The organism is Streptomyces chilikensis, assembly GCF_001642695.1.
Lineage (GTDB): Bacteria > Actinomycetota > Actinomycetes > Streptomycetales > Streptomycetaceae > Streptomyces > Streptomyces chilikensis.
Genome location: NZ_LWCC02000098.1, coordinates 1 through 21839, shown reverse-complemented (window position 1 = coordinate 21839; position 21839 = coordinate 1). Strand labels below are relative to the sequence as shown.

Genomic DNA, 21839 nt, shown 5'->3' with positions numbered 1-21839 from the left:
TGCTGCGGGTGCTGCCCGGGCCCGCCGGGCGGCGGGCCGCCGCGGTGACCGCCGTGGGACGGGCCGGCGGGTCCCGCGGGAGGCGCGGGGGGCACGGGAGCCTGCTGCCCGGTGCCCGGACCGCCCGCGCCGTAGGAGCCGTGGTCGTAGGAGCCGTGGTCGTAGGAGTCGTAGCCGGTGGCGGACGGCTGCCGCGGTCCCTGGCCGCCCGCGTAGGGGTCGTAGCCGTATCCCTGCGCCTGCGGCTCGTGGCCGCCCCGGGGCTGCTGCTCCTGGCCGCCGTGCGGCGGGGGAGGGTAGCCCTGCGGGCCGGCCTGGCGCGGGACCTGCCGGTACACGGGCTGTCCGTACTCGTCGTAGCCGACCAGTTCGTACTGGTCGCCCCCGTGTCCCGCGTGTCCCGCGTCGTATCGGTCGTTCACCGGTGCCCCTCTCGGCTCACTCGCCGCGGTACAGCTGGCGCTTGTCGATGTAGCGCACGACTCCGTCCGGCACCAGGTACCAGACGGGGGCGCCCTTGGCGACTCGCGCACGGCAGTCCGTGGACGAGATGGCGAGCGCCGGCACCTCGACGAGCGAGACACCGCCTTCGGGGAGCCCTGGGTCGTGCAGTGTGTGTCCCGGCCGTGTCACGCCGATGAAGTGCGCGAGGGAGAACAGCTCGTCCGCGTCCCGCCAGGTGAGGATCTGGGCGAGCGCGTCCGCGCCCGTGATGAAGAAGAGGTCCGTGTCCGGGTTGAGCGCCCGCAGGTCGCGCAGCGTGTCCGTGGTGTAGGTCGGACCGCCGCGGTCGATGTCGATGCGGCTCACCGAGAACTGCGGGTTCTCGGCGGTGGCGATGACCGTCATCAGGTAGCGGTCCTCGGCCGGGGTGACCGTCCGGTGGCTCTTCTGCCAGGGGTTGCCGGTGGGCACGAACACGACCTCGTCGAGCCCGAACGCGGCGGCGACCTCACTGGCCGCCACCAGGTGTCCGTGGTGGATCGGGTCGAACGTGCCGCCCATCACGCCGAGGCGGCGGCGTCTTGCCCTGTCGGCCGGGCCGGCGGCCGGGACGCCTCCCGGACCGGCGGGCATGTCCTGCTCTCCCATGCGTGCAGACCCTACCGGCCCGGTCCCGGAAGCTTGACCTCGACCTGTCCCACCTGGGGATTCGTGACGGGATCACCCGTTCCGGGTCACCGGTCGCGGTTGAAGCCGACGGTGATGAAGAGCAGCAGCATGAGGATCACGAAGGCGCCGATGCCCGGCAGCAGGGGGTTGAGGTTCATGTGGTGACCTTGCTCGCCGCCCTCGGCGGCGAGGGTGACCAACTGCGCGGCGCTCTGCTCAAAGCTCATCTTCGGCTGGACCAATCCGTATGGGCTGGATAAGGACGTCGGCTCATCGTATGCGCCGGTCGGCGGCGGGAACCATCGGCCCCGCCCGCTCGTCCTACCCACAGCAGCACCGGCCGGGGCGGCCGGGGGGCGATCGGTGGCGACACGGGCGGGGGACCTGATGCCGGGCGGGGACAGGACGGGGCACGACGGCCGCGCGGCGGCCCGCGGCCGGAGGCGGTTCCCGGGGCTGTCGTCCCGGGCCTACGAGCACCCCGCGGACCGGTCCGCCCTGGTGGCGCTGCGCAGGCTCAGCGGTTTCGACACCGTCTTCAAGGCGCTCAGCGGGCTGGTCCCCGAGCGGAGCCTGCGCCTGCTCTTCCTGTCGGACTCCGTCCGGGTGGGCGAGGAGCAGTTCCCGCACCTGCACGACATGCTGCGGGACGCCTGCTACATCCTCGACCTGCCCGGGGTTCCCGCGATGTACGTCTCGCAGGACCCGAAGCCGGGCGCGATGTGCGTGGGCCTGGACGAGCCGGTGATCGTGCTGACCACCGGCCTGGTGGAGCTGCTGGACGAGGAGGAGATGCGCGCCGTCGTCGGCCACGAGGTGGGACACGCCCTCTCCGGCCACGCGGTCTACCGCACGGTGCTGCTCTTCCTGACCAACCTGGCCGTCCGGATCTCCTGGATCCCGCTGGGCAACGTCGCCGTGACGGCGATCGTGACGGCGCTGCGCGAGTGGTTCCGCAAGTCCGAGCTCTCGGCCGACCGCGCCGGCCTGCTGGTCGGGCAGGACGTCCAGGCGTCGATGCGCGGTCTGATGAAGCTGGCCGGCGGCAACCACCTCCACGAGATGAACGTCGACGCCTTCCTCCGCCAGGCGGAGGAGTACGAGGCCGGCGGCGACCTGCGCGACTCGGTGCTGAAGATCCTGAACGTGCTGCCGCGCTCCCACCCCTTCACCACGGTCCGGGCGGCCGAGCTCCGGCGGTGGGCGGACTCCCGGGACTTCCAGCGGCTGATGGACGGGCACTACCCGCGGCGCGAGGAGGACAAGGACGCCTCGGTGACGGACGCGTTCCGCGAGTCCGCCGCCGGCTACGCGGAGACGGTCCGCACCTCGGCCGACCCGCTGTTCAAGATCGTCGGCGGTGCCACCGACCGCATACGCCGGGGCTTCAACGGCACCGGGGCCTGACGCCGCGCGGGGTCAGAGCCGGGGCATCGCGGCCGGGGAGAGGGTGCCGCACAGGCCGGCCGGGCTGGCCGCGCGGTACGGGTCGGTGCCGGGCGGCGCCGCGTCGTCGGCGCGCTGGCCGGCCAGGAGCGGGCGCAGCACCTGGTCGGGGTCGCCGGTGCAGGACAGGGGGCCCGCCTGCACGGAGGCGGACACCACCCGCACCTGCCGCAGCCGCAGGTTGTCCTGGTCGAACCGCATCCGCACCTCGCGCCGCACGGTGAACAGCGAGACCCGCTCCCGCGCGCCGTCGGCCCGTTCGGCCCCGCCGGTCCTTCCGTTCCTGTCGCCGTCGGCCCCGTCGGCCCCGTCCCGCCCGCCGTCCTGGGCGGCCCCGGTCAGGGCGTAGACGAAGACGTGGTCGGCCACCACCTCCAGGGTGGCCGCGTTCCGCTCGACGACCTTCATCGTGCCGCGCGCCCGGATCTCCGGGTCGGCGAGCCGGACCCGGGTGGGGTCGAAGCGGATCAGCCAGCCCAGCGGCGCGGAGGCGTCGCCCGGGGTTCCGCCGCCGCGCGTGGTCCCGCCCGTGCTGCGGTCGAACCGGTCGAACTGGTCGGGGTCGAGCAGGACCCGCACCGAGCGCGTGGCGTCGCCCATCAGCACCTTGGGGTCGAGCGAGGAGCCGATCACGTAGTCCCGGGCGGCGGCCAGCGCGGCGATGACCTGGCCGTCGGAGAAGTGCTCGGTGCGCCGGGCCGGCGGCATGGTGACGCCCTTCTCGCCGGCCTCGAAGCCGCGCGCCGGGCTCGCCTCGTAGAGCCGCCCGGGTTCGGCCGCTCCCGGCACGGGGCCCCTGGGGGCGAGCGGGACCACGGTGACCCGTACGGGTTCGGCGTCCCGGTGGGCGGTGGGCGGCTGGTAGGGCGAGCGCATGCCGAGGTAGACGGCGGTGACGAAGGCGATGGTGACGAGGAGGGCCAGGACCAGCGCCTGCCGGGAGAGCCGGTGGATGCCGCTGGGCCGGGTCCGCACCGGCGGGGCGTGGTCGGCGAGACGTTCCTGCGCGCTGTACTCCTGGAGGCGGGCAGCCTTGACGAACGACTCGTCGAAGACGACGGATCGGTACTCGTCCTCGTTGCCTCCCGCGGCGCCGTCGGGCGTGCCGTCGGGTGGCTCTCCGGGCCCGCCCATACCTTCAGAGTGGGTTGTGCCGCCTTCCGGTAAACGCCCCCGTACGAGCCATCCGCGGGCGGGAGGGCGATGGCCGCGGGCCGTCAGGGCACCGGTGCGGAGGCGCGCGGGACGGCCGCCGCGGGAGGCCCGGAGTACTCGGCGGAGGCCGAGGGGCCGACCGCGGTGTCCGGGGCCGGCGCGGGCGTGGGGCGGGTGGAGGCGGGCGGCGGAACCTGTCCGGTCTGTCCCGCGGCACCCCGGTGGACGGCGGTGAAGGCGAGCGCGACCATGCCCATCCCCATCACCAGGGCGAGCACCCAGGCGACCGGCCGGTGCCACCGGCCGGGCCGGACGGAACCGCCCGGACGGCCGAACAGTCCGGGGGCGAAGTCGGCGGCGGCGTCGCCCCCGCGCATGCCGGGGCCGCCGGGGTCCTGTCCGGTGCGGGCCACGTGACCGGCCGGGTACGGGTCGCCCGGGCGCGGCGGGTCCTCGGAGGACGGGTCGCGCCCGGGCCGGCCGCGGGAGAGCGGGTCGTGGGCGAGGCCGATGTCGTCGGGACCGGGCGCCTCGTCGTGCCGGTCGTCCTCGGGCCGGGGACCGCCGGCCCGGGCCCGGCGCGCGGCCTCCGCCTCGGAGGCCTCGGCGCGCGCCTGCGCGGCCGCCACCAGACGCTCCACGGCGGTCGGCTCGTGGACCGGGGCCGCCCGGACGAAGTCCTCGTCGAAGACCACGGGGGCGAACTCGTCGTCCGGCATCCCGCGGTTCTGGTCGTCGTCGGGCTCTCCACCGTCAGGGAACGGCGTGCCCCCCACGTCCTCCGCCACGGCACCAGAGTAGACGCGCCGGGTCGATCTGGGCAGAGCGTACGGAAATTCGGCGAAGGGCCCGTGACCGTCCCCGGCGCGCCCGCGGGTCAGGGGCGGACGTGCCCGTCGCCGGTGACGATGTACTTGGTGCTGGTCAGCTCCGGGAGGCCCATCGGGCCGCGGGCGTGCAGCTTCTGGGTGGAGATGCCGATCTCGGCGCCGAAGCCGAACTGGCCGCCGTCGGTGAACCGCGTGGAGGCGTTCACCGCGACCGTGGTGGAGTCCACCAGCTGGGTGAAGCGGCGGGCCGCCTGCTGGGAGGTGGTGACGATCGCCTCGGTGTGGCCGGAGCTCCAGCGGCGGATGTGGGCCACGGCCGCGTCCAGCGAGTCGACCACGGCGGCGGCGATGTCGTAGGAGAGGTACTCGGTCTCCCAGTCCTCCTCGGTCGCCTCGACCACGGTGGCCCCGGTGCCCGCGGCCAGCGCCAGCACCCGCTCGTCGCCGTGCACGGTGACCCCGGCGCCGGCCAGGGCGTCGAGGGCGCGCGGCAGGAAGGCGTCGGCGATGTCGCGGTGCACCAGCAGGGTCTCGGCGGCGTTGCAGACGCTGACCCGGTGGGCCTTGGAGTTGAGCAGGATCTCCACCGCCGTGTCGAGGTCGGCGTCGGCGTCGACGTAGACGTGGCAGTTGCCGGTGCCGGTCTCGATCACCGGGACGGTGGACTGCTCGACGACGGTGCGGATCAGCGAGGCCCCGCCGCGCGGGATGAGCACGTCGACCAGGCCGCGGGCGCGCATCAGCTCGTGCACCGCGTCACGGCCCTCGCCCGGCACCAGCTGCACCGCGTCGGCCGGCAGCCCGGCGCCCGCCACCGCGTCACGCAGGACGGCCACCAGGGCGGTGTTGGAGGAGTAGGCGGAGGACGAACCGCGCAGCAGCACCGCGTTGCCGGACTTCAGGCAGAGCGCGGCGGCGTCCACCGTCACGTTGGGCCGGGCCTCGTAGACGATGCCGACCACGCCGAGCGGGACGCGGACCTGCCGCAGGTCGATGCCGTTGGGCAGCGTGGAGCCGCGGACGACCTCGCCGACCGGGTCCGGCAGCGCGGCGACGTCGCGCACGTCGGAGGCGATGGCGCGGACGCGCTCCGGGGTGAGGGTCAGCCGGTCGACCACGGACTCGGCGGTGCCGGCCTCGCGGGCGCGGGCCACGTCCGCGGCGTTGGCCTCGACGATCTCCTCGACGCGGGCCTCGAGGGCGTCCGCCACCGCCTGGAGGGCGGCGTCCTTGGCGGAACGCGGGAGCGGGGCCAGGCCGGCGGCGGCGGTGCGGGCACGGCGGGCCACCTCGGTCACCGTGGGCTCGGTCGGTTCCGTGGCGGCTGCGGTCGTCGTCGTGAGCGTGCTCATACCGCGAAGGGTAACGCCGCGGGGGCGGGCGCCGACGGGCGTTCCACCTGGCGGGCGGCGCCCGGCCTCAGAACGGGTGGACGCCCATCCGGGTGGCCGGCGGCGGGCCCTGTCCGGCGGCCACCCGCTGGTGGTGGGTCTCCCGGTCGACGACCTCCAGGCCGACGATCTCCCACCGCGGCAGGTTGGCCGTCCGCCGGTGCTCGCCCCACAGCCGCAGCGCCACCGCGGCCGCGTCGTGCAGGTCGCGGGCCTCCTCCCAGTAGCGGATCTCCGCGTGGTCGGTGGCGTACCGGCTGGTCAGCAGGAAGGGGTGGTCGTGGGCCAGCTGCTCCAGCGCCCGCCGCACCTCCGGCAGCGGGACCTCGGCGCCGGAGACGGAGAGGGTGACGTGCCACAGCCGCGGCAGTTCCGCGGGGACGGGCGGCCCGCCCTGGAACCGGTCGTCGGGCGAGACGCTGGTGAGCCCGCGCCGGGCCGCCGCTCCCCCGCCGGCCGCGCGGGACGCCGCCGTTCCCGGGCGCACTCGTCTCACAACGGCCTCCTTCACACGGCGCTCACGGTGGTCGCCCGGCGCGTCTGCCCCGGCGTCTGCCCCGACACCAGTGCAGCAGGCGACGGCGCTCCGTGGGGCCGTTTTACGGAACGTCCCGCACCGGATTCCGGCCACGACGGCCGAAACGCGACATCCCGCTCAGCGCCGCAGCAGCACCAGGTCGTCCCTGTGTACGACCTCTCGTTCGTAGGCGGGGCCCAGCTCGCGTGCCAGTTCCCGGGTCGAGCGGCCGATCAGGAGGGGGATCTCCCGCGCGTCGAAGTTCACCAGGCCGCGTGCCACGGCATGCCCCTCGGCGTCCTTCAGCTCCACCGGGTCGCCGGCCTGGAACTCGCCCTCGACCCCGGCGATGCCCGCGGGCAGCAGTGACTTCCGCCGCTCCACCACGGCCCGCACCGCGCCGTCGTCCAGGGTGAGCGAGCCCTGCGGGGCGGAGGCGTGCTGCAGCCACAGGAGACGGTCGGCGGACCGGCTGCCGGTGGCGTGGAACAAGGTGCCGGTGTCGCGGCCCTTCAGCGCGTCGGCGGCCTGGCTGGCGCTGGTGAGGACCACCGGGATGCCGGCCTCCGCGGCGATCCGGGCGGCCTCCACCTTGGTCACCATCCCGCCGGTGCCCACCCCGGCCCTGCCGGCGCTGCCGATCTCCACGCCCGCCAGGTCCTCGGGCCCCCGGACCTCGTCCAGCCGGGACGTCCCGGGGCGGGACGGGTCGCCGTCGTAGAGGCCGTCGACGTCGGAGAGCAGGACCAGCAGATCGGCGTGGACCAGATGCGCCACAAGCGCCGCCAAACGGTCGTTGTCCCCGAACCGGATCTCGTCGGTCGCTACCGTGTCGTTCTCGTTGACGACCGGTACGGCTCCCATGGCGAGCAATTTGTCGAGCGTTCGGGCTGCGTTACGGTGGTGGGCACGCCGACTCGTATCATCGGCCGTCAGCAGCACCTGGCCGACCCGCACACCGTGGCGTGCGAAGGACGCGGTGTAGCGAGCCACCAGCAGACCCTGCCCCACGCTGGCGGCTGCCTGCTGCCGGGCCAGGTCACGAGGCCGGCGCCGAAGACCCAGAGGGGCGAGTCCCGCAGCGATGGCACCGGAGGAAACCAGGACGATATCCCTCTCGCCGCCGTCCCTGCCCGCCGCCAGCACGTCGACCAGCGCGTCGACGCGGTCGGCGTCCAGGCCGCCCTCGGCCGTGGTCAACGACGAGGACCCCACCTTGACGACGATCCTGCGAGCCCCGGTCACGGCCTGCCTTGCCCTTGTCACCTTGCCGTTGTCCCCTCACCTTGTTCTCAGCTGCCCGCCCGGCAATCTACGCGACCCGGACACGGCGGCGCGCGTGCGTTCCACCCCACGGACGTACGCCCCCGGAACCCGCGCACCGCTGGAGCGGCGCGGGCGCCCGAGGCGTGTCGTCGGAGCGTTCGCGCGCGTTGAAACTGAGTCCCTGACGCAACACGTCCGCGCAGCCCATTTGGAGTGACGCAGTGCCCACACCCGTCCCCCGTCGGCAGACCGCCGTGAGAGGCATGGTCACCGCCCTCATGGCGGTGTCGTTCCTCACACTCGCCGTCACGGCCGTCGTCCCGAACGTGCCGGTCATGATCGCCGCGGCGGCCGTCTCCCTGGCCGTCGAGGGAGTCCTGTTCCGCTGGCAGCGCGGCATGGTGGCGATGTTCGCCAAGATGCACGCCGACGTCACGGTTCGCCACCTGCTGCGGGACATGCTGATCGTCGTCGCCCTGGTCCGCCTGCACGGCCAGAGCCAGGAGACCGACCTGGCCACGCCGCTGCTGGTGCTGCTGGCGTTCTACGGGCTGCACTTCTCGATCCAGGCCGTCTCCGTCATCGTGCGCCGCACGCGCACCACGCCGGTGCTCACCCGCAACATCGACACCTCCGCCCTGCGCCTGACCGCCGCCCCGCCGGCGCTGCTGCTGCGCCGGCCCGGGCACCGGCTGCTGATCCTCGGCCTGCCGGCCACCGCGGGTCTGCTGGCCGCCGGCGCGACCGGTGACGCGCTGTGGGGCGTCGTCGGCGCCGCGGTGTCCGTGGTCCTGGCGCTGGGCGGTCTGGTCCTGCTGGGCAGCCACCTGCTGCCGGGCCGCCGCCCGCCGTCCGAGGAGACGGTGCTGAAGTGGTTCGACGCGTGGCTGGCCGAGTACAAGCCGACCATCGGCATGTACTTCTCCGGCGGCTCCGCCTCCGCCTACCAGGCCAACATGTGGCTGGACCCGCTGGCCAAGCTGGACGGGCGTCCGCTGATCGTGCTGCGCGAGCGCTTCATGATGCAGAAGATCACCGCGACCGACGTCCCGATCGTCTGCCTGCCGCAGGTCCACCACCTGATGCGGCTGGAGCACTCCACCCTGCAGGCGCTGATCCACCCGTCGAACTCGGGCAAGACCTCGCAGGTGCTGCGCATCCCGACGATCAAGCACGCCTTCGTCAACCACGGCGAGAGCGACAAGCTGTCCTCCTGCAACCCGTACGCCAAGGCGTACGACGAGGTGTGGGTGGCCGGCCCCGAGGCCCGCGAGCGGTACGCGCTGGCCGACATCGGCGTCGAGGACAAGGACGTCGTGGAGATCGGCCGTCCGCAGCTGGACGGCATCGCCGCCTACCGGGGCGCCCCCGAGGGCGAGTACACCCACGTGCTCTACGCCCCCACCTGGGAGGGCTGGGACGGCAACCCGGGCAACACGTCGGTGATCGCGGCCGGCGAGAACCTGGTGCGGGCGCTGCTCGCCGACCCCAAGGTCCGCCTGGTCTACAAGCCGCACCCGCTGACCGGCTCGGTCGACCCGCGGGCCGGCGCCGCCGACCGGCGCATCCGCGAGCTGATCCTGGCCGCCAACCGGGAGCGCACCGGCACCCGTCCGGGCGCCGAGGCCGCGGCCGAGCTGGCGCGCCGGACCGCCGAGCTGGACCGGCTCACCACCTCCGCCTTCCGGACGTCCTCGGACAACATGGAGCGGATGATGCTCCAGACCGCCCCGGAGCCGGGCCGCGCCGCCGCGGTCACCGCGGCGACGGCCGCGTGGGTGAAGGCGTACTGGGCGGCGCTGCCGGAGTGGGAGCACCAGATCGTCACGGACGCGCGTCCCGACATCCAGGCCTGCTTCAACCGGGCGGACCTGCTGATCAGCGACGTGTCCAGCGTCATCTCGGACTACATGGCGAGCGGCAAGCCGTACGCGGTGGCCAACACCTCGGGGCTGACCGAGGCGGCCTTCCGCGAGGCCTTCCCGACGGTGCGCGCCGCGACCGTGCTGACGCCGGACGCGGCGGGTGTGCCGGAGCTGCTGGAGCGCGTGCGGAAGCCGGAGCTGGACGACCTGCGGGAGGCGCGGGCCGAGCTGAAGCTGCGGCTGCTGGGCCCCTCGGACCCGCCGTCGCAGGCGCGGTTCAACGAGGCGATGCGGGCGCTGTGCGAGTCGGCGCTGCGGCACCGTCGGCGGATGACCGAGCGCGAGGCCCGGATCCCGGGTCAGCGTGCCGCGGCGCCCACGGGCGACCCGGAGCTCACCACGGGCTGACCTCCTCCGCCTCCCCGGCCGCCCGGGTCCCCCGTCCACCGACGGGGGACCCGGGCGGTTCCGCGTTCCCGCCCCCGGCGCTCCCCCGCGGGCGGCCGGGCCGCCGGGGCGCGGGTGGGCGTGGCGAGGCGGCGTCCCGGTCCCGGAGGGGCGGGTCAGTGGGCGGGGACCTCCGCGGGGGCGGTGCTGCGGGTCTGGCCGAGGTTGCGGGCCTCCGCCTTGAGGGCGAGCGCGGCGACCGCCGCGTTGAACCGCTGCAGGGACGGCGGCTCGTCGGGCCCGAGCAGGTACTCCTTCAGCTCGACCCGCGCCGCGGCCAGGGTGTCCGCCTCCTGCTCCCGCACCGCCGCCAGCAGCTCGTCCAGCTCGGTGGCCTCGTTGGAGAGGATCACCGCCGCCCGCACGGCCGTGTTCTGCCGGACGAACTCCTCCGCGCCGAGCCCTGCGGAGTCGGTCACCGCATACGGCTTGCCGCTGGCGATGAAGTCGGAGACCACGCTGGAGATGTCGGAGACCATGCCGTCGGAGACGTTGAAGCAGTCGTACAGCAGCGGCTCGGGCCCGGTGATCACGCGGTGCTCCCACTCCGGGAAGGACCGCCAGTAGGCGTCGTTCCACTGCTCGCGCAGCCGGGCGATCTCCTCGTAGACCCCGGGGTCGGCCACCCCGTCACGGGTGGCCATGGCCTCGTCGCCGTCGTCCGCGCCACCGGTCAGCTCGGTCAGCCGGGCCTCGACGCGGGCCAGTTCCTCCCGCGCCGCCTCCACCGCCGCCTCGTCGACGGCGAACGCCGGGTCCAGCGCCCGCGCGGCGGCGGCCTGCTCCACCAGCGCGGTGATCCGCTCGTGCGCGGCCTTGGCCCGGGAGCTGCGGGTGCCGGTGAACGGATGCGGCTTGTACAGCACCCGCACCGGCTCGTCGGCCGCGAGCAGCCGCCGGACGATGTTCTCGCCGGCCGCCATCAGGGAGGTGTTGCCGGGGTTGTCGTCCCAGCCCTCCCAGGTGGGCGCGTAGAGCACGGTCGGGATCGACACCCGCTCGCGCCGGCCGACCCGGATCGGCGCGAGCTGCGGGCGTCCGACCTCCACGACGTCCTCGTCGCGCACCCCGACGTCCGCCACGGCGTACCGGTCGCGCCCGGCCTTGCCGGCCGTCCACACCTCGTCGTACACCTTGCTGAAGGGGTTGACGCTGGCGACCTTGTCGCTGTCGCCGTGGCCGATGAAGACGTGCTTCATGGTCGGCACGCGCAGCAGGTGGATGTTCTTGCCGACGTTGGCCGCGTAGAGCGCCACCTTGACCGTGGACAGGTCGAGGTTCATCAGGTGGACGCCGCCGGGCACGCAGATCACCGGGACGGTGGTGGGGGCCAGCCGTTCCAGCACCACGCGCTCCCGCAGGACGATCAGCGGACGGGTGTCCAGCCGCTCCATGGTCTCCAGCCACATGTTGACCTGGTAGGCCGACTCCTTGGCGCCCGAGAAGTACAGGACCGTCTCCGGACGGTAGGCGCGCAGCCAGGTCTCGACCGCGGCGAGCACCGACTCCGGGGAGGGGGCCCGGCGGGGGCCGAACAGGTAGGGCAGCAGGACGACCGTGTAGAGCCCGCCCAGCCCGAGGGTGGCGATGATGCCGAGTCCGCCCCACAGGCCGTCGCCGAGGAACGCCGAGACCAGGCCGCCGACGATCACCGGCAGGTCGAGGTGGAGCATCTTCTCGCCGGAGCGGTGCAGCAGCCACCGTGCCGGGGCGTCCGGTATCCGGACGGCCGTCGCCAGGGCGATGTTCCGGGTGGCCACCGGCAGGGTGCGCCGGAGCCTCACCAGCGTCACCAGCGCGCCGTGCACGGCCTGGAGCCCGTAGAAACTGATGAAGCAGGCCACGAGCGCGTAGAAGAACACCCCGTAGGCGAGCCCCAGCCGGGCGAGCAGCAGGACCAGGATGAGCTGACGGACCAGGAAGCGGATGGCCAGGCCCGCCCGCACCACGCTCAGCCGGTTCACCAGGTAGCTGTTGCGCCGGTGCAGGTAGTGGTCCGACCCGTAGGTGACGGCCGCGGCCAGAGCGAAGAGGGGGATGTTCGGCAGCAGCGCCGCGACCATCAGGGCGGGGAAGCCCACCACGATGAGGGCGGCGGCGGCGACCAGCTCTCCCACGCTGCCCACCCGGGCGGCGCGTACGACTGTGGATATCACGTGTGAACCTGCTCCAGGGGAGGTGCCGGCATGGTGCGTGAACGGCCTTGGGCGCATAACTCCGACAGTTCCGGAAAAGACCGTGCGTATTTCCCTTGTAGGACAAAACCTGGGTAGTGCGATTCCCGGGTATTCAGCTATTCAGCCGCTCAGGCCCCCGCGGTCGCACCTCTCGACGCGGCCGCGGAGGCCTGAACGATTTCTGGCAATTGCGGCCGATTATGCCACGCCGTCGTGCCGGTCCAGAACACTCGCGAGTGCCTGCTCGAACCCGGACGCCTGGCCCGCGGCGGCGGTCGGATCCTGCTGGCGGACGTCGATGACGTGCCCGGTGAGGTCGGAGAGCAGGACGTCCAGCGAGGTGCGGGCGACGGCCCGGGAGGAGAGCAGGGTGCCCGCCGGTTCCTCGCCGAAGGCCTTGGTCCGCATGGGGGTCGCCGTGCGCTCGGGGTTGATGCAGTTGACCCGCACCCCCTCGGTGGCCCATTCGTCGGCCAAGGCCTGGGTGAGGTTGACGACGGCGGCCTTGGTGGAGGAGTAGAGGCTGTACTCCGCGCGGCCGCGGGTGTAGCTGCTGGAGGTGTAGAGCAGCAGCTGCCCCTTGGTGGCGGCGAGGTACTTGTACGCCGCGCGGGCGATCTGCACGGGTGCCAGGTAGTTGACCCTCAGGGCCTCCAGGACGGTCTCGTCGTCCGTCTCGTCGAGCCGGCCGATCCGCAGCACCCCGGCCGTGTTGATCACGTAGTCGATCCGGCCGCTCTCCGCGTACGCCTTGCTGAGCGCCTGCTCGACGTCCTCGCCGTTCTCCACGTGGGTGCCCGTGGTGGAGCGGCCCAGGGCGTACACGGAGGCGCCGTAGCCCTCGGCGAGGTCGGCGACGTCCTTGCCGATGCCGTAGGAGCCGCCGAAGACCACCACCGTCTTCCCGGTCAGCAGTTCCCGGTAGGTCTCCTCGCCGCGGGGCTCCGGGGCCGCCGTGGAGGCGAGCTGGAAGAGCTTGTCGGCGATGAAGACGTCCACCGGCTGGGTGACCTTCATGTTGTACTCGTCGCCGGCGACCACGTGGACGGGTACGTCCGGCAGGTACTTGAGGACCACCGAGCAGTCGTCGGTGGCCTGGAAGTGGGGGTCCTCGGCGGCGATCTCGTAGGCGTGCCGGATCGTCGAGAGCTTGAACGCCTGGGGGGTCTGGCCGCGACGCAGCCGGGAGCGGTCGGGGATCTCGGTGATGAACTCGCCGTCCTCGCCGTGGGTCCGGGTCACGATGATGGTGTCGGCGGACGGGATGGCGACGTCCACCGCCTGGTAGCGCTCCAGGGCGCGCACGCAGTCGTCGATGACCCGGCGGCTGAGCAGCGGGCGCACCGCGTCGTGGAAGAGGACGTTGACGTCCTCCCCCTCGGCGAGGCCCTCGCCGAGCAGCCCGATGGCGCGGCGGGTGGTCTCGTTGCGGGTCGCGCCGCCCTCGACGACCCGCCGCACCTTGCGGAGACCCGCGCGCTCGACGATCCGTTCGACGTCCGGCACGTAGCCCGGCGCCATCAGGACCAGGACGTCGTCGACGGAGTCCGCCTGCTCGAACGTGCTCAGCGTGTGCTCGATGACCGCCTTGCCGGCGATCTTGATGAGCTGCTTGGGAATCTGCAGCCCGACCCGCTGCCCGGTCCCGCCGGCGAGGATCACTGCGGTCGTACGAGAAGCGGTTATGCGCTGGGACACGGGCGATTCCTACCTTGGGCAGCGGCGGGCCGGGCTTCGGGAGATCGGGGGATCCCCACCCTTGTTACCACATTGCAAGCGAGGTTTCGGTTCCCGCAAACATCCTGTTCAACCGCATTCCACCTCATGATCGGGACGCGAAGCGGAATGCATTCTTTCGATTGTCGACCCGTATACGTTAAGCGGCGAACAGGTGTCCCCTAAACGCGTTCGGCCGGATCCCCCTTCTGTAAAGGAGGGATCCGGCCGAATTACCGGCGTGTCGCGCCGGGGGCGGCTCAGAACGGCTCGAAGTCCTCGAACTCCTGGGAGGCCTCGTCGCGCTCGGCCTGCCGGTCGCGGCGGCGCTGGGCGGCCGGACGGGGCGCCTCGAAGCGGTGGTCCTCGCCGCGGCGGCCGAGCATCTCGGCGCCGGCGGTGACCGTCGGCTCCCAGTCGAAGACGACGGCGTTGTCCTCGGGGCCGATGGCGACGCCGTCGCCGGCCCGGGCGCCCGCCTTCATCAGCTCCGCCTCCACGCCGAGGCGGTTGAGGCGGTCGGCGAGGAAGCCCACGGCCTCGTCGTTGTTGAAGTCGGTCTGGCGGACCCAGCGCTCCGGCTTCTCGCCGCGCACCCGGAAGAGGCCGTCCTCCTCCCGGGTGACGGTGAACCCGGCGTCGTCGACGGCCTTGGGCCGGATGACGATGCGGGTCGCCTCCTCCTTGGGCCTGCGGGCGCGGTGGCGGGCCACCAGCTCGGCCAGGGCGAAGGAGAGCTCCTTGAGGCCCGTGCGGGCCACCGCGGACACCTCGAAGACGCGGTAGCCGCGCGCCTCCAGGTCGGGGCGGACCATCTCGGCGAGGTCGCGGCCGTCCGGCACGTCGATCTTGTTGAGGACCACCAGGCGGGGGCGCTTGTCCAGGCCGCCGCCGTAGATCTTGAGCTCCTCCTCGATGACGTCGAGGTCGGAGACCGGGTCGCGGTCGGACTCCAGGGTGGCGGTGTCCAGGACGTGCACCAGCACGCTGCAGCGCTCGACGTGGCGCAGGAACTCCAGGCCCAGCCCCTTGCCCTGGCTGGCGCCGGGGATCAGGCCGGGGACGTCGGCGACGGTGTAGACCGTGGAGCCGGCGGTGACCACGCCCAGGTTGGGGACCAGGGTGGTGAACGGGTAGTCGGCGATCTTCGGCTTGGCGGCGCTCATCACCGAGATCAGCGAGGACTTGCCGGCGCTCGGGTAGCCGACCAGCGCCACGTCGGCGACGGTCTTGAGCTCCAGCACGACGTCCCGGGCGTCGCCCGGCTCGCCGAGCAGCGCGAAGCCGGGCGCCTTGCGGCGGGCCGAGGCCAGCGCGGCGTTGCCGAGGCCGCCGCGGCCGCCCTGGGCGGCGACGAAGGACGTGCCCTCACCCACCAGGTCCGCCAGCACGTTGCCCTGCTTGTCGAGGACCACGGTGCCGTCCGGGACGGCCAGGACCAGGTCCTCGCCCTCCTTGCCGGAGCGGTTGCCGCCCTCACCGGGCTTGCCGTTGGTGGCCTTGCGGTGCGGGGAGTGGTGGTACTCGAGCAGCGTGGTCACCGACTGGTCGACGGTGAGGATCACGTCGCCGCCGCGGCCGCCGTTGCCGCCGTCCGGGCCGCCCAGGGGCTTGAACTTCTCCCGGTGCACGGAGGCACAGCCGTGGCCCCCGTTACCCGCGGCGACATGCAGTTCGACGCGGTCCACGAAGGTGGTCATGGTCAGGTGCCTCCAGTACGCGTAAGTCTTGGGTCGTGCTCAGTCTTCGTACCGCGCGTCGCACGGCGCGCGCGTGTCACACAACACGCGAAAGGCGGACCCACTTCCCCGCAGGGAAGTGAGGTCCGCCTCGCGAATGAGTTCGGTCGGCCTGCTCAGGCGACCGGAACGATGTTCACGACCTTGCGGCCACGGTGGGTGCCGAACTGCACCGCACCGGCCTCGAGGGCGAACAGCGTGTCGTCGCCGCCGCGGCCGACGCCCGCACCCGGGTGGAAGTGGGTGCCGCGCTGGCGGACCAGGATCTCACCGGCGTTGACGGTCTGACCGCCGAAGCGCTTCACACCGAGCCGCTGAGCGTTGGAGTCGCGACCGTTCCGGGTGGACGATGCGCCCTTCTTGTGTGCCATGTCTCCTCAGTCCCTTACTTCGCAGCCGCGGGGATCGACGTGACCTTGATCGCCGTGTACTGCTGGCGGTGGCCCTGCCGACGGCGGTAACCGGTCTTGTTCTTGTAGCGCAGAATGTCGATCTTCTGGCCCTTGTGGTGGTCCACGACCTCGGCCTGGACCTTGATCCCGTCCAGGACCCACGGGTCGCTGGTCACGGAGTCGCCGTCGACAACGAGCAGGGTCGAGAGCTCGACCGTGTCGCCAACCTTGGCGGTGGAAATCTTGTCAACCTCGACGATGTCACCGACAGCAACCTTGTGCTGGCGGCCACCGCTGCGCACGATGGCGTACACGCGGATCTCACTCTCTCGCTCGGAAACGGCACCCCCGCAGTCCAGCCTCCCTGTGACAAGGGACCGGCCTCTCCCGGGGCGCGGCGCGAGGCCTGCGGCCGGCCGGGAGGAATGAGGTTTACGGGGATGTGGCGTGTCTGTGGACACGCCGAGGGTCAAGGTTACGGGGCCCCGGGCTGGAGGGTCAAACCGGGCCCGTCCGCGTTCAGGAGCGGTGGTGCCGCCAGCCCTCCCAGGCCGACCTGATCATGTCGTCCAGGTCGTGGCGCGCGCTCCAGCCGAGCTCCGTCCCGATCCGGCCCGCGGAGGCCACCACGCGCGCCGGGTCGCCGGGGCGCCGCGGGGCGACCTCGGGCGTCAGGTGTCCGTTGCCGGTGACCTTGAGGATGCGGTCCACCACCTCGCGGACCGAGCTCCCCTCGCCGCGGCCGATGTTCAGGACCAGCGCGGTCCCGTCCTCCGCCTCCGCCAGCCGCCGCGCGGCCGCCAGGTGGGCGGAGGCGATGTCCTCGACGTGGATGAAGTCCCGCACGCAGGTGCCGTCGGGGGTGGGGTAGTCGTCGCCGAAGACCAGCGGGGCCCGGCCGGCGTCCAGGCGCTCGAAGACCATGGGCACCAGGTTGGTGGCCCCGGCGTCGGCCAGCTCCGGCCCCGCGGCTCCGGCCACGTTGAAGTAGCGCAGGCACGCCGACCGGATGCCGTGGGCCCGGGAGGCCGCCCCGATCAGCCACTCGCCGGCCAGCTTGGTCTCGCCGTAGGGGTTGACGGGGGCGCAGGGGGTGTCCTCGGTGACCAGGTCCACGTCCGGCATCCCGTAGACGGCCGCGGAGGAGGAGAAGACGAGGGCGCCGGCGCCGGTGGCCGTCATGGCCTCCAGCAGCGTCTGCAGCCCGGTGACGTTCTCCCGGTAGTAGTGGAGCGGCCGCTCCACCGACTCCCCCACCTGCTTCTTGGCCGCGATGTGCACCACGCCCGTGACGCCGTGCTCGCGCATCGTCCGCTCCAGCAGCGGGCCGTCCAGGACGCTGCCGACCACCAGCGGCACGCCGGAGGGCACCCGGTCCGCACTGCCGGTGGACAGGTCGTCGAACACGACGACGTCCTCCCCGCCCTCGGCCATGACGCGCACCACGTGGGCACCGATGTATCCGGCACCGCCCGTGACCAGCCAGCTCATCTCTTACCTCCCGGGTCGTTGGCCGTCCAGACTCCCCCATCGGCCCGCCGGTCCGCGAACCGGGCCCCGGCCCGCGGACTAGCGGGCGGATCGTCCGACAGGTTGAATATGAGAATGTCCTGATCCTCCCTCTTCGTCCCCGGCCCGCGCGACGGGTGGGACCGCCCCGTTCCCGCACTCCGACGGAGGTGCCTTCCGGTGTCCGCCCCGCACGACAGCACGGAGCACGTCCCCGACATCAGTGTCGTCGTCATCGTCTACAACGACGAGCGGCGCCTGCCGGCGGCGGTGCGGTCCGTGCTCGGCCAGACCCTGCGCAACGTCGAGGTGGTCATCGCCGACGACCACTCGACCGACGGGTCCTTCGAGGTCGCCCGCCGCCTGGAGGCCGGGTCGGACCGGGTGCGGGCCATCCGGCTGCCGGAGAACAGCGGAGGCTGCGGGGAGCCCCGCAACCGGGGCGTGGCGGTGGCCCGCGGCCGCTACGTGATGTTCCTGGACAGCGACGACACCCTGGAGCCCAACGCCTGCCGGAACATGCTGGAGGCCGCCGAGGGCACCGGCGCCGACCTGGTCTCCGGACTCTGCCTGCGGGTGCACGTCGACAGCCGGTGGGGCACGACGTCGAAGTGGTACCCGTGGCTGTACCGGCGCACCCGCACCCTGGAGTCGGTCGCCGAGCTTCCGGACCTGCTGGTCTTCGACACCCTGTCGACCAACAAGTGCTACCGCCGCGAGTGGCTGGTCGACAGCGGCCTGGCCTTCCCCCGCGGCATCCACTACGAGGACCTGCTCTTCTCGGCCCGGGCGTACCTCGCCGCCTCCCGCATCACCCTGATCCCGAACACGGTCTACCACTGGAACGTCGTGCGGAAGACCGGGGCCAGGTCGATCAGCAACCGGCGCCACGAGATCAACAACTTCGCGGACCGGCTGGAGATCCACCGCCGGATCGACCGCGTCCTGGCCGCCGGGGGACACGACGAGCTGAAGCTGCACAAGGACCGGAAGTTCCTCAAGCACGACCTCGTCCTCTACCTGCGCGAGCTCCCCTTCCTCGACGACGGCTACCGGCGCCGCTTCGCCGAGATGGCCGACGGGTACCTCCGGGAGTTCCCGCAGGAGGCGTACGCGGGGCTGTCGCCCGTGCACCGGCTGTGCGCCTACCTCCTCCTGCGCGAGGACTGGGAGCACCTGCTGCCCGCCGTCGACACCCTGATCAACAAGGGCAAGGTGTCCAGCCCGCTGGCCGAGCGGGACGGCCGCGTGTACTGGTGCGAGGAGCACCTCGACGACCCGCTGGGCCGGGCCGTCCTCGACGTCACCGGCCTCGGGTACCACGACAGGCCGCTCTCCCGGCTGTTCCTGCGCAACGTGCTCACCGGTTACGCCGAGTCGCCGGGGGGCGTCACCCTGTCGGGCGCCGTGGTCAACCCGCTGGGAGCGGTCCGCCCCGACGCCCGGCTGGAGGCGGAGCTGGAGTTCACGGCGCGCCGCAGGAGCCTGCGGTCCTTCCGCTTCCCCGTGCGCGCGGTGCGCCACGCGGGTCCGTCGGTGGTCTGGGAGGCCACCGTGCCGCTGGCCCGGAGGCTGCGGCCGGTGGGCGTCCTCGACGACGTGTGGGACGTGCGGATGCACCTCACCGTGGACGGCGAGCGCACCACCAGCCGGCTCACCGTCGGCGGGACGGACATCGAGCGGGCCGGCGCCGTCCGCGTGCGGCCGCTCCTGAGCAGGCTGGCGGCCGACCGCCTCGAGCCGCGCGCCACCTCCCACGGCCACCTGGCCTTCCACCTGGCCCAGCACGGCGCCCTCTCCCGGGGCGCCTCCGGCCTGCTGCGGCACAACCTCCAGAGCCCGCCGGCCCGGTTCACCAAGAAGGCCCTGCGCACGGCCCTCGCCCTGCGTAAGGAACTCGGCTCCGGCCACCGCAAGGTCGAGGCGTACCACCGGATGATCCGCCTGCTGCCCGTCCGCAGGGGAACGGTCGTCTTCGAGAGCCACCTCGGCAGGCGGTACGGCGACAGCCCGCGCGCCGTCCACGAGGAGCTGCGCCGCCGGAACATCCCCGTGCGCGCCGTCTGGTCGTACGCCGGCGCCTCCCCGACGGGCTTCCCGAAGGACGCCGAACTGGTGCGCCGCTGGTCGTGGCGGTACATCCGGGAGCTGGCGCGGGCGGAGTTCTGGATCGACAACCAGGGGTTCCCCCTGAGACTGACGAAGCGCCCGGAGACCACCTACATCCAGACCTGGCACGGCTCCGCGCTGAAGCGGATGGGCTTCGACACCCCCGAGGCGCGGGTCCTGCCGGAGCCGGAGCGCCGCGCCTACCAGCGGGCCGTCGACCGGTTCGACCACTTCGTGGTCCGCGGCCGGCACGACGAGCTCACCCTGGCCCGCGCCTACCGGATCCCGGAGGAGAAGCTGCTGCGCACCGGCTACCCGCGCAACGACGCCCTGGTGCGGACCAGGGAGTCGGGCGCGCCCGACCCGGCGGCCGAGGAGCTGGCGGAGCGCCTGGGCCTCCGGCGGGACCTCCCGGTGGTGCTCTACGCACCCACCTTCCGCACCCGGGAGGGCGGCCGGGTCGCGGACTTCGCCTTCCCCTTCGACGTCGAGGAGTTCGCCGACCGGTTCGGCGACGACCTCACGCTGCTGGTCCGCACCCACTACCTCAACGGCGTCACGCTGCCCCCGTCGGTGGCCGGCCGCGTGGTCGACGTGAGCGGGGAACCCGACGTCACCCCCGTCCTGCTGCTGTCCGACGTGCTCGTCACCGACTACTCGTCCGTGATGTTCGACTACGCGCTCCTGCAGCGGCCGATGGTGTTCTTCACCTACGACTGGGACGACTACGTCCACCACGGCCGGGGCACCTACTTCGACCTGTCGGCGGAGGCCCCCGGCCCCGTGGTGCACACGGCGGAGGAACTCTTCGAGGCCCTCTCGGACCTGGACCGGCTCGAGGGCCACAAGGCGCGGCTCAAGGAGTTCATGATCCGGTACGGCGAGTACGACCAGGGCGACGCCGCCGCCCGGATCGTCGACCGCTTCTTCGGCGCCGGAGGGGAGGCCCGGTGACCCGGCACGGCGGCGGGACCGCGCGCGACATCGTCCTCGTGGGCAACGAGGTCGACGAACTGGGCGGCGTGGGCCGCTGGCAGACCTTCATGGCACGGCTGTTCGCCGAACGCGGCCACCGGGTGACGGTGGTCGGCGTGGCCCCGGCCGGCTCGCCGTTCGACCTCGGCGAGGACCCGCCCTTCCGGACCCTGACCCTCCACGACGCGCGTCCGCCCGGCCGCCGCCCGGTCCGCGGGCTGCGGGGGCGGATCGATCCGGTGGCCCGGCGGCGCGAGGCGGTGCGGGAGCGGGAGAGGCGCGAGGCGGCCGGGCGGCTGACCGCCCTCCTCCGGGAGTCCCGGCCCGGCGCCGTGGTCATCGTGACCCAGGTGTGGGCCATGGAGTGGGTCGCCCTCGCGGACACCGCCGGACACACCGTGATCGGCATGAGCCACGAGTCGTTCGGGACCTCGCGGAGCTCCTCCCGCTTCGCACGCGTCAAGCGGTACTACAAGGACGTCGACCGGCTGCTGGTGCTCACCCGCGAGGACGCCGACCTGTGGATCGGGGAGGGCCTCAACCACGTGGGCTTCATGCCGAACCCGGTCCCCCTGGAACCGGGCCCCCCCTCCCCCCGCACCGACAAGGTGGTCGCCGCCGTCGGCCGCCTCGGCTACGAGAAGGGCTACGACCTGCTGCTCGACGCCTGGGCCGAGGTGTCGCCCCGGCATCCGGGGTGGCGCCTGCGCGTCCACGGCTCCGGGCCGGACGAGGAGGCGCTGCGGCGGCGGTGCACCGCACTGGGTCTGGACGGCTCGGTGGAGTGGGCCGGGCGGACCGAGGACGTCGCGGGCGCGCTGCGCCGGTCGTCCGTGTTCGTCCTGGCCTCCCGCGGCGAGGGCTTCCCCCTGTCCCTGCTGGAGGCGATGTCCCGCGCCGTGCCCTGCGTCGCCTTCGACTGCGCGCCCGGCGTGCGGGAGATCGTCCGCCACGAGGAGGACGGCCTGCTGGCCCGCCCCGGCGACACCGCGGAACTCGCCCGCCACCTGGGCCGCCTGCTCGAGGACCCCGGCCTGCGCGACGGGATGGGCGACAGGGCGTACCGGAACGTCCGGCGCTTCTCCCCGGCGGCCGTCACCGACCGGTGGGAGGAGCTGTTCGACCTCCTGGAACGCTGACCTCCTCCGGACGAGCGGGAGCCCGCCGGCTCCGGCCCCTCGGCGGGGGCCGG

Annotated in this window: 17 protein-coding genes and 1 pseudogene; 4 read left to right on the top strand and 14 right to left on the bottom strand. The window is 73.1% G+C overall.

Going from position 1 to position 21839, the window contains the following annotated elements; genetic code table 11:
* The 3 genes and pseudogenes from A2U95_RS32940 to A2U95_RS24305 all read right to left on the bottom strand — a co-directional run.
* Positions 1-422: pseudogene (locus A2U95_RS32940) on the bottom strand (LytR family transcriptional regulator); the annotation flags it as partial.
* Between the two features lie 16 nt (positions 423-438).
* A complete protein-coding gene (gene nadD, locus A2U95_RS24310) occupies positions 439-1092 on the bottom strand; it encodes a nicotinate-nucleotide adenylyltransferase (RefSeq protein WP_166026766.1) in 654 nt (217 codons plus the stop codon).
* Between the two features lie 86 nt (positions 1093-1178).
* Positions 1179-1340: a hypothetical protein gene (locus A2U95_RS24305; RefSeq protein ID WP_166026764.1), complete on the bottom strand. Its 162-nt coding sequence runs from the start codon at positions 1338-1340 to the stop codon at positions 1179-1181.
* A 160-nt stretch (positions 1341-1500) separates the two neighbouring features.
* Between A2U95_RS24305 and A2U95_RS24300 the strand changes: the two genes are divergently transcribed.
* Positions 1501-2520 (top strand): M48 family metallopeptidase, encoded by a 1020-nt coding sequence (locus tag A2U95_RS24300; RefSeq protein WP_166026770.1) that lies wholly within the window; start codon positions 1501-1503, stop codon positions 2518-2520.
* Between the two features lie 12 nt (positions 2521-2532).
* On the opposite strand, the gene A2U95_RS24295 is transcribed toward A2U95_RS24300, so the two are convergent.
* The 5 genes from A2U95_RS24295 to proB all read right to left on the bottom strand — a co-directional run bounded on the left by A2U95_RS24295 (position 2533) and on the right by proB (position 7697).
* On the bottom strand, positions 2533-3693 hold the full coding sequence (locus A2U95_RS24295) for an SCO2583 family membrane protein (RefSeq protein WP_166026762.1): 1161 nt from the start codon (positions 3691-3693) through the stop codon (positions 2533-2535).
* An 83-nt stretch (positions 3694-3776) separates the two neighbouring features.
* Positions 3777-4502 (bottom strand): SCO2584 family spore wall biosynthesis protein, encoded by a 726-nt coding sequence (locus A2U95_RS24290; RefSeq protein ID WP_166026760.1) that lies wholly within the window; start codon positions 4500-4502, stop codon positions 3777-3779.
* An 89-nt stretch (positions 4503-4591) separates the two neighbouring features.
* Entirely contained in the window at positions 4592-5896 is a 1305-nt protein-coding gene (locus tag A2U95_RS24285; RefSeq protein WP_166026759.1) for a glutamate-5-semialdehyde dehydrogenase, read from the bottom strand.
* Positions 5897-5963: 67 nt separating this feature from the next.
* Complete coding sequence (locus A2U95_RS24280; protein WP_166026758.1) at positions 5964-6431, bottom strand: hypothetical protein; 468 nt, start codon at positions 6429-6431, stop codon at positions 5964-5966.
* 159 nt (positions 6432-6590) lie between these two features.
* Positions 6591-7697 carry a glutamate 5-kinase gene (proB, locus tag A2U95_RS24275; protein WP_166026756.1) on the bottom strand — a complete coding sequence of 369 codons (1107 nt, stop codon included), beginning with the start codon at positions 7695-7697 and terminating at the stop codon, positions 6591-6593.
* Between the two features lie 284 nt (positions 7698-7981).
* Between proB and A2U95_RS24270 the strand changes: the two genes are divergently transcribed.
* Positions 7982-9991: a hypothetical protein gene (locus A2U95_RS24270; protein WP_166026754.1), complete on the top strand. Its 2010-nt coding sequence runs from the start codon at positions 7982-7984 to the stop codon at positions 9989-9991.
* A 155-nt stretch (positions 9992-10146) separates the two neighbouring features.
* Here the strand turns inward: A2U95_RS24270 and A2U95_RS24265 are convergent, their stop codons facing one another.
* From A2U95_RS24265 to galE, 6 genes are all read right to left on the bottom strand, one after another.
* The gene (locus A2U95_RS24265; RefSeq protein ID WP_166026752.1) at positions 10147-12186 is read right to left on the bottom strand and encodes a hypothetical protein; all 2040 of its coding nucleotides are present in this window, start codon (positions 12184-12186) and stop codon (positions 10147-10149) included.
* Between the two features lie 219 nt (positions 12187-12405).
* Positions 12406-13905: a bifunctional cytidylyltransferase/SDR family oxidoreductase gene (locus tag A2U95_RS24260; RefSeq protein WP_166026750.1), complete on the bottom strand. Its 1500-nt coding sequence runs from the start codon at positions 13903-13905 to the stop codon at positions 12406-12408.
* Positions 13906-14183: 278 nt separating this feature from the next.
* Positions 14184-15623, bottom strand: a complete 1440-nt coding sequence (gene obgE / locus A2U95_RS24255; protein ID WP_166026748.1) for a GTPase ObgE — start codon at positions 15621-15623, stop codon at positions 14184-14186.
* Between the two features lie 155 nt (positions 15624-15778).
* On the bottom strand, positions 15779-16033 hold the full coding sequence (rpmA, locus tag A2U95_RS24250; protein ID WP_108955339.1) for a 50S ribosomal protein L27: 255 nt from the start codon (positions 16031-16033) through the stop codon (positions 15779-15781).
* Between the two features lie 14 nt (positions 16034-16047).
* Positions 16048-16368 (bottom strand): 50S ribosomal protein L21, encoded by a 321-nt coding sequence (gene rplU, locus A2U95_RS24245; protein ID WP_151773201.1) that lies wholly within the window; start codon positions 16366-16368, stop codon positions 16048-16050.
* A 205-nt stretch (positions 16369-16573) separates the two neighbouring features.
* Positions 16574-17545, bottom strand: a complete 972-nt coding sequence (galE, locus tag A2U95_RS24240; protein ID WP_166026746.1) for a UDP-glucose 4-epimerase GalE — start codon at positions 17543-17545, stop codon at positions 16574-16576.
* 198 nt (positions 17546-17743) lie between these two features.
* On the opposite strand from galE, the gene A2U95_RS24235 reads away from it, so the two are divergent.
* Together A2U95_RS24235 and A2U95_RS24230 are read left to right on the top strand one after the other, a co-directional pair.
* Complete coding sequence (locus A2U95_RS24235; RefSeq protein ID WP_166026744.1) at positions 17744-20626, top strand: bifunctional glycosyltransferase/CDP-glycerol:glycerophosphate glycerophosphotransferase; 2883 nt, start codon at positions 17744-17746, stop codon at positions 20624-20626.
* The gene (locus A2U95_RS24230) at positions 20623-21786 is read left to right on the top strand and encodes a glycosyltransferase family 4 protein (protein ID WP_240957961.1); all 1164 of its coding nucleotides are present in this window, start codon (positions 20623-20625) and stop codon (positions 21784-21786) included. The genes A2U95_RS24235 and A2U95_RS24230 overlap by 4 nt, the downstream gene beginning before the upstream one ends.
* The last annotated feature ends 53 nt before the right edge of the window (positions 21787-21839 follow it).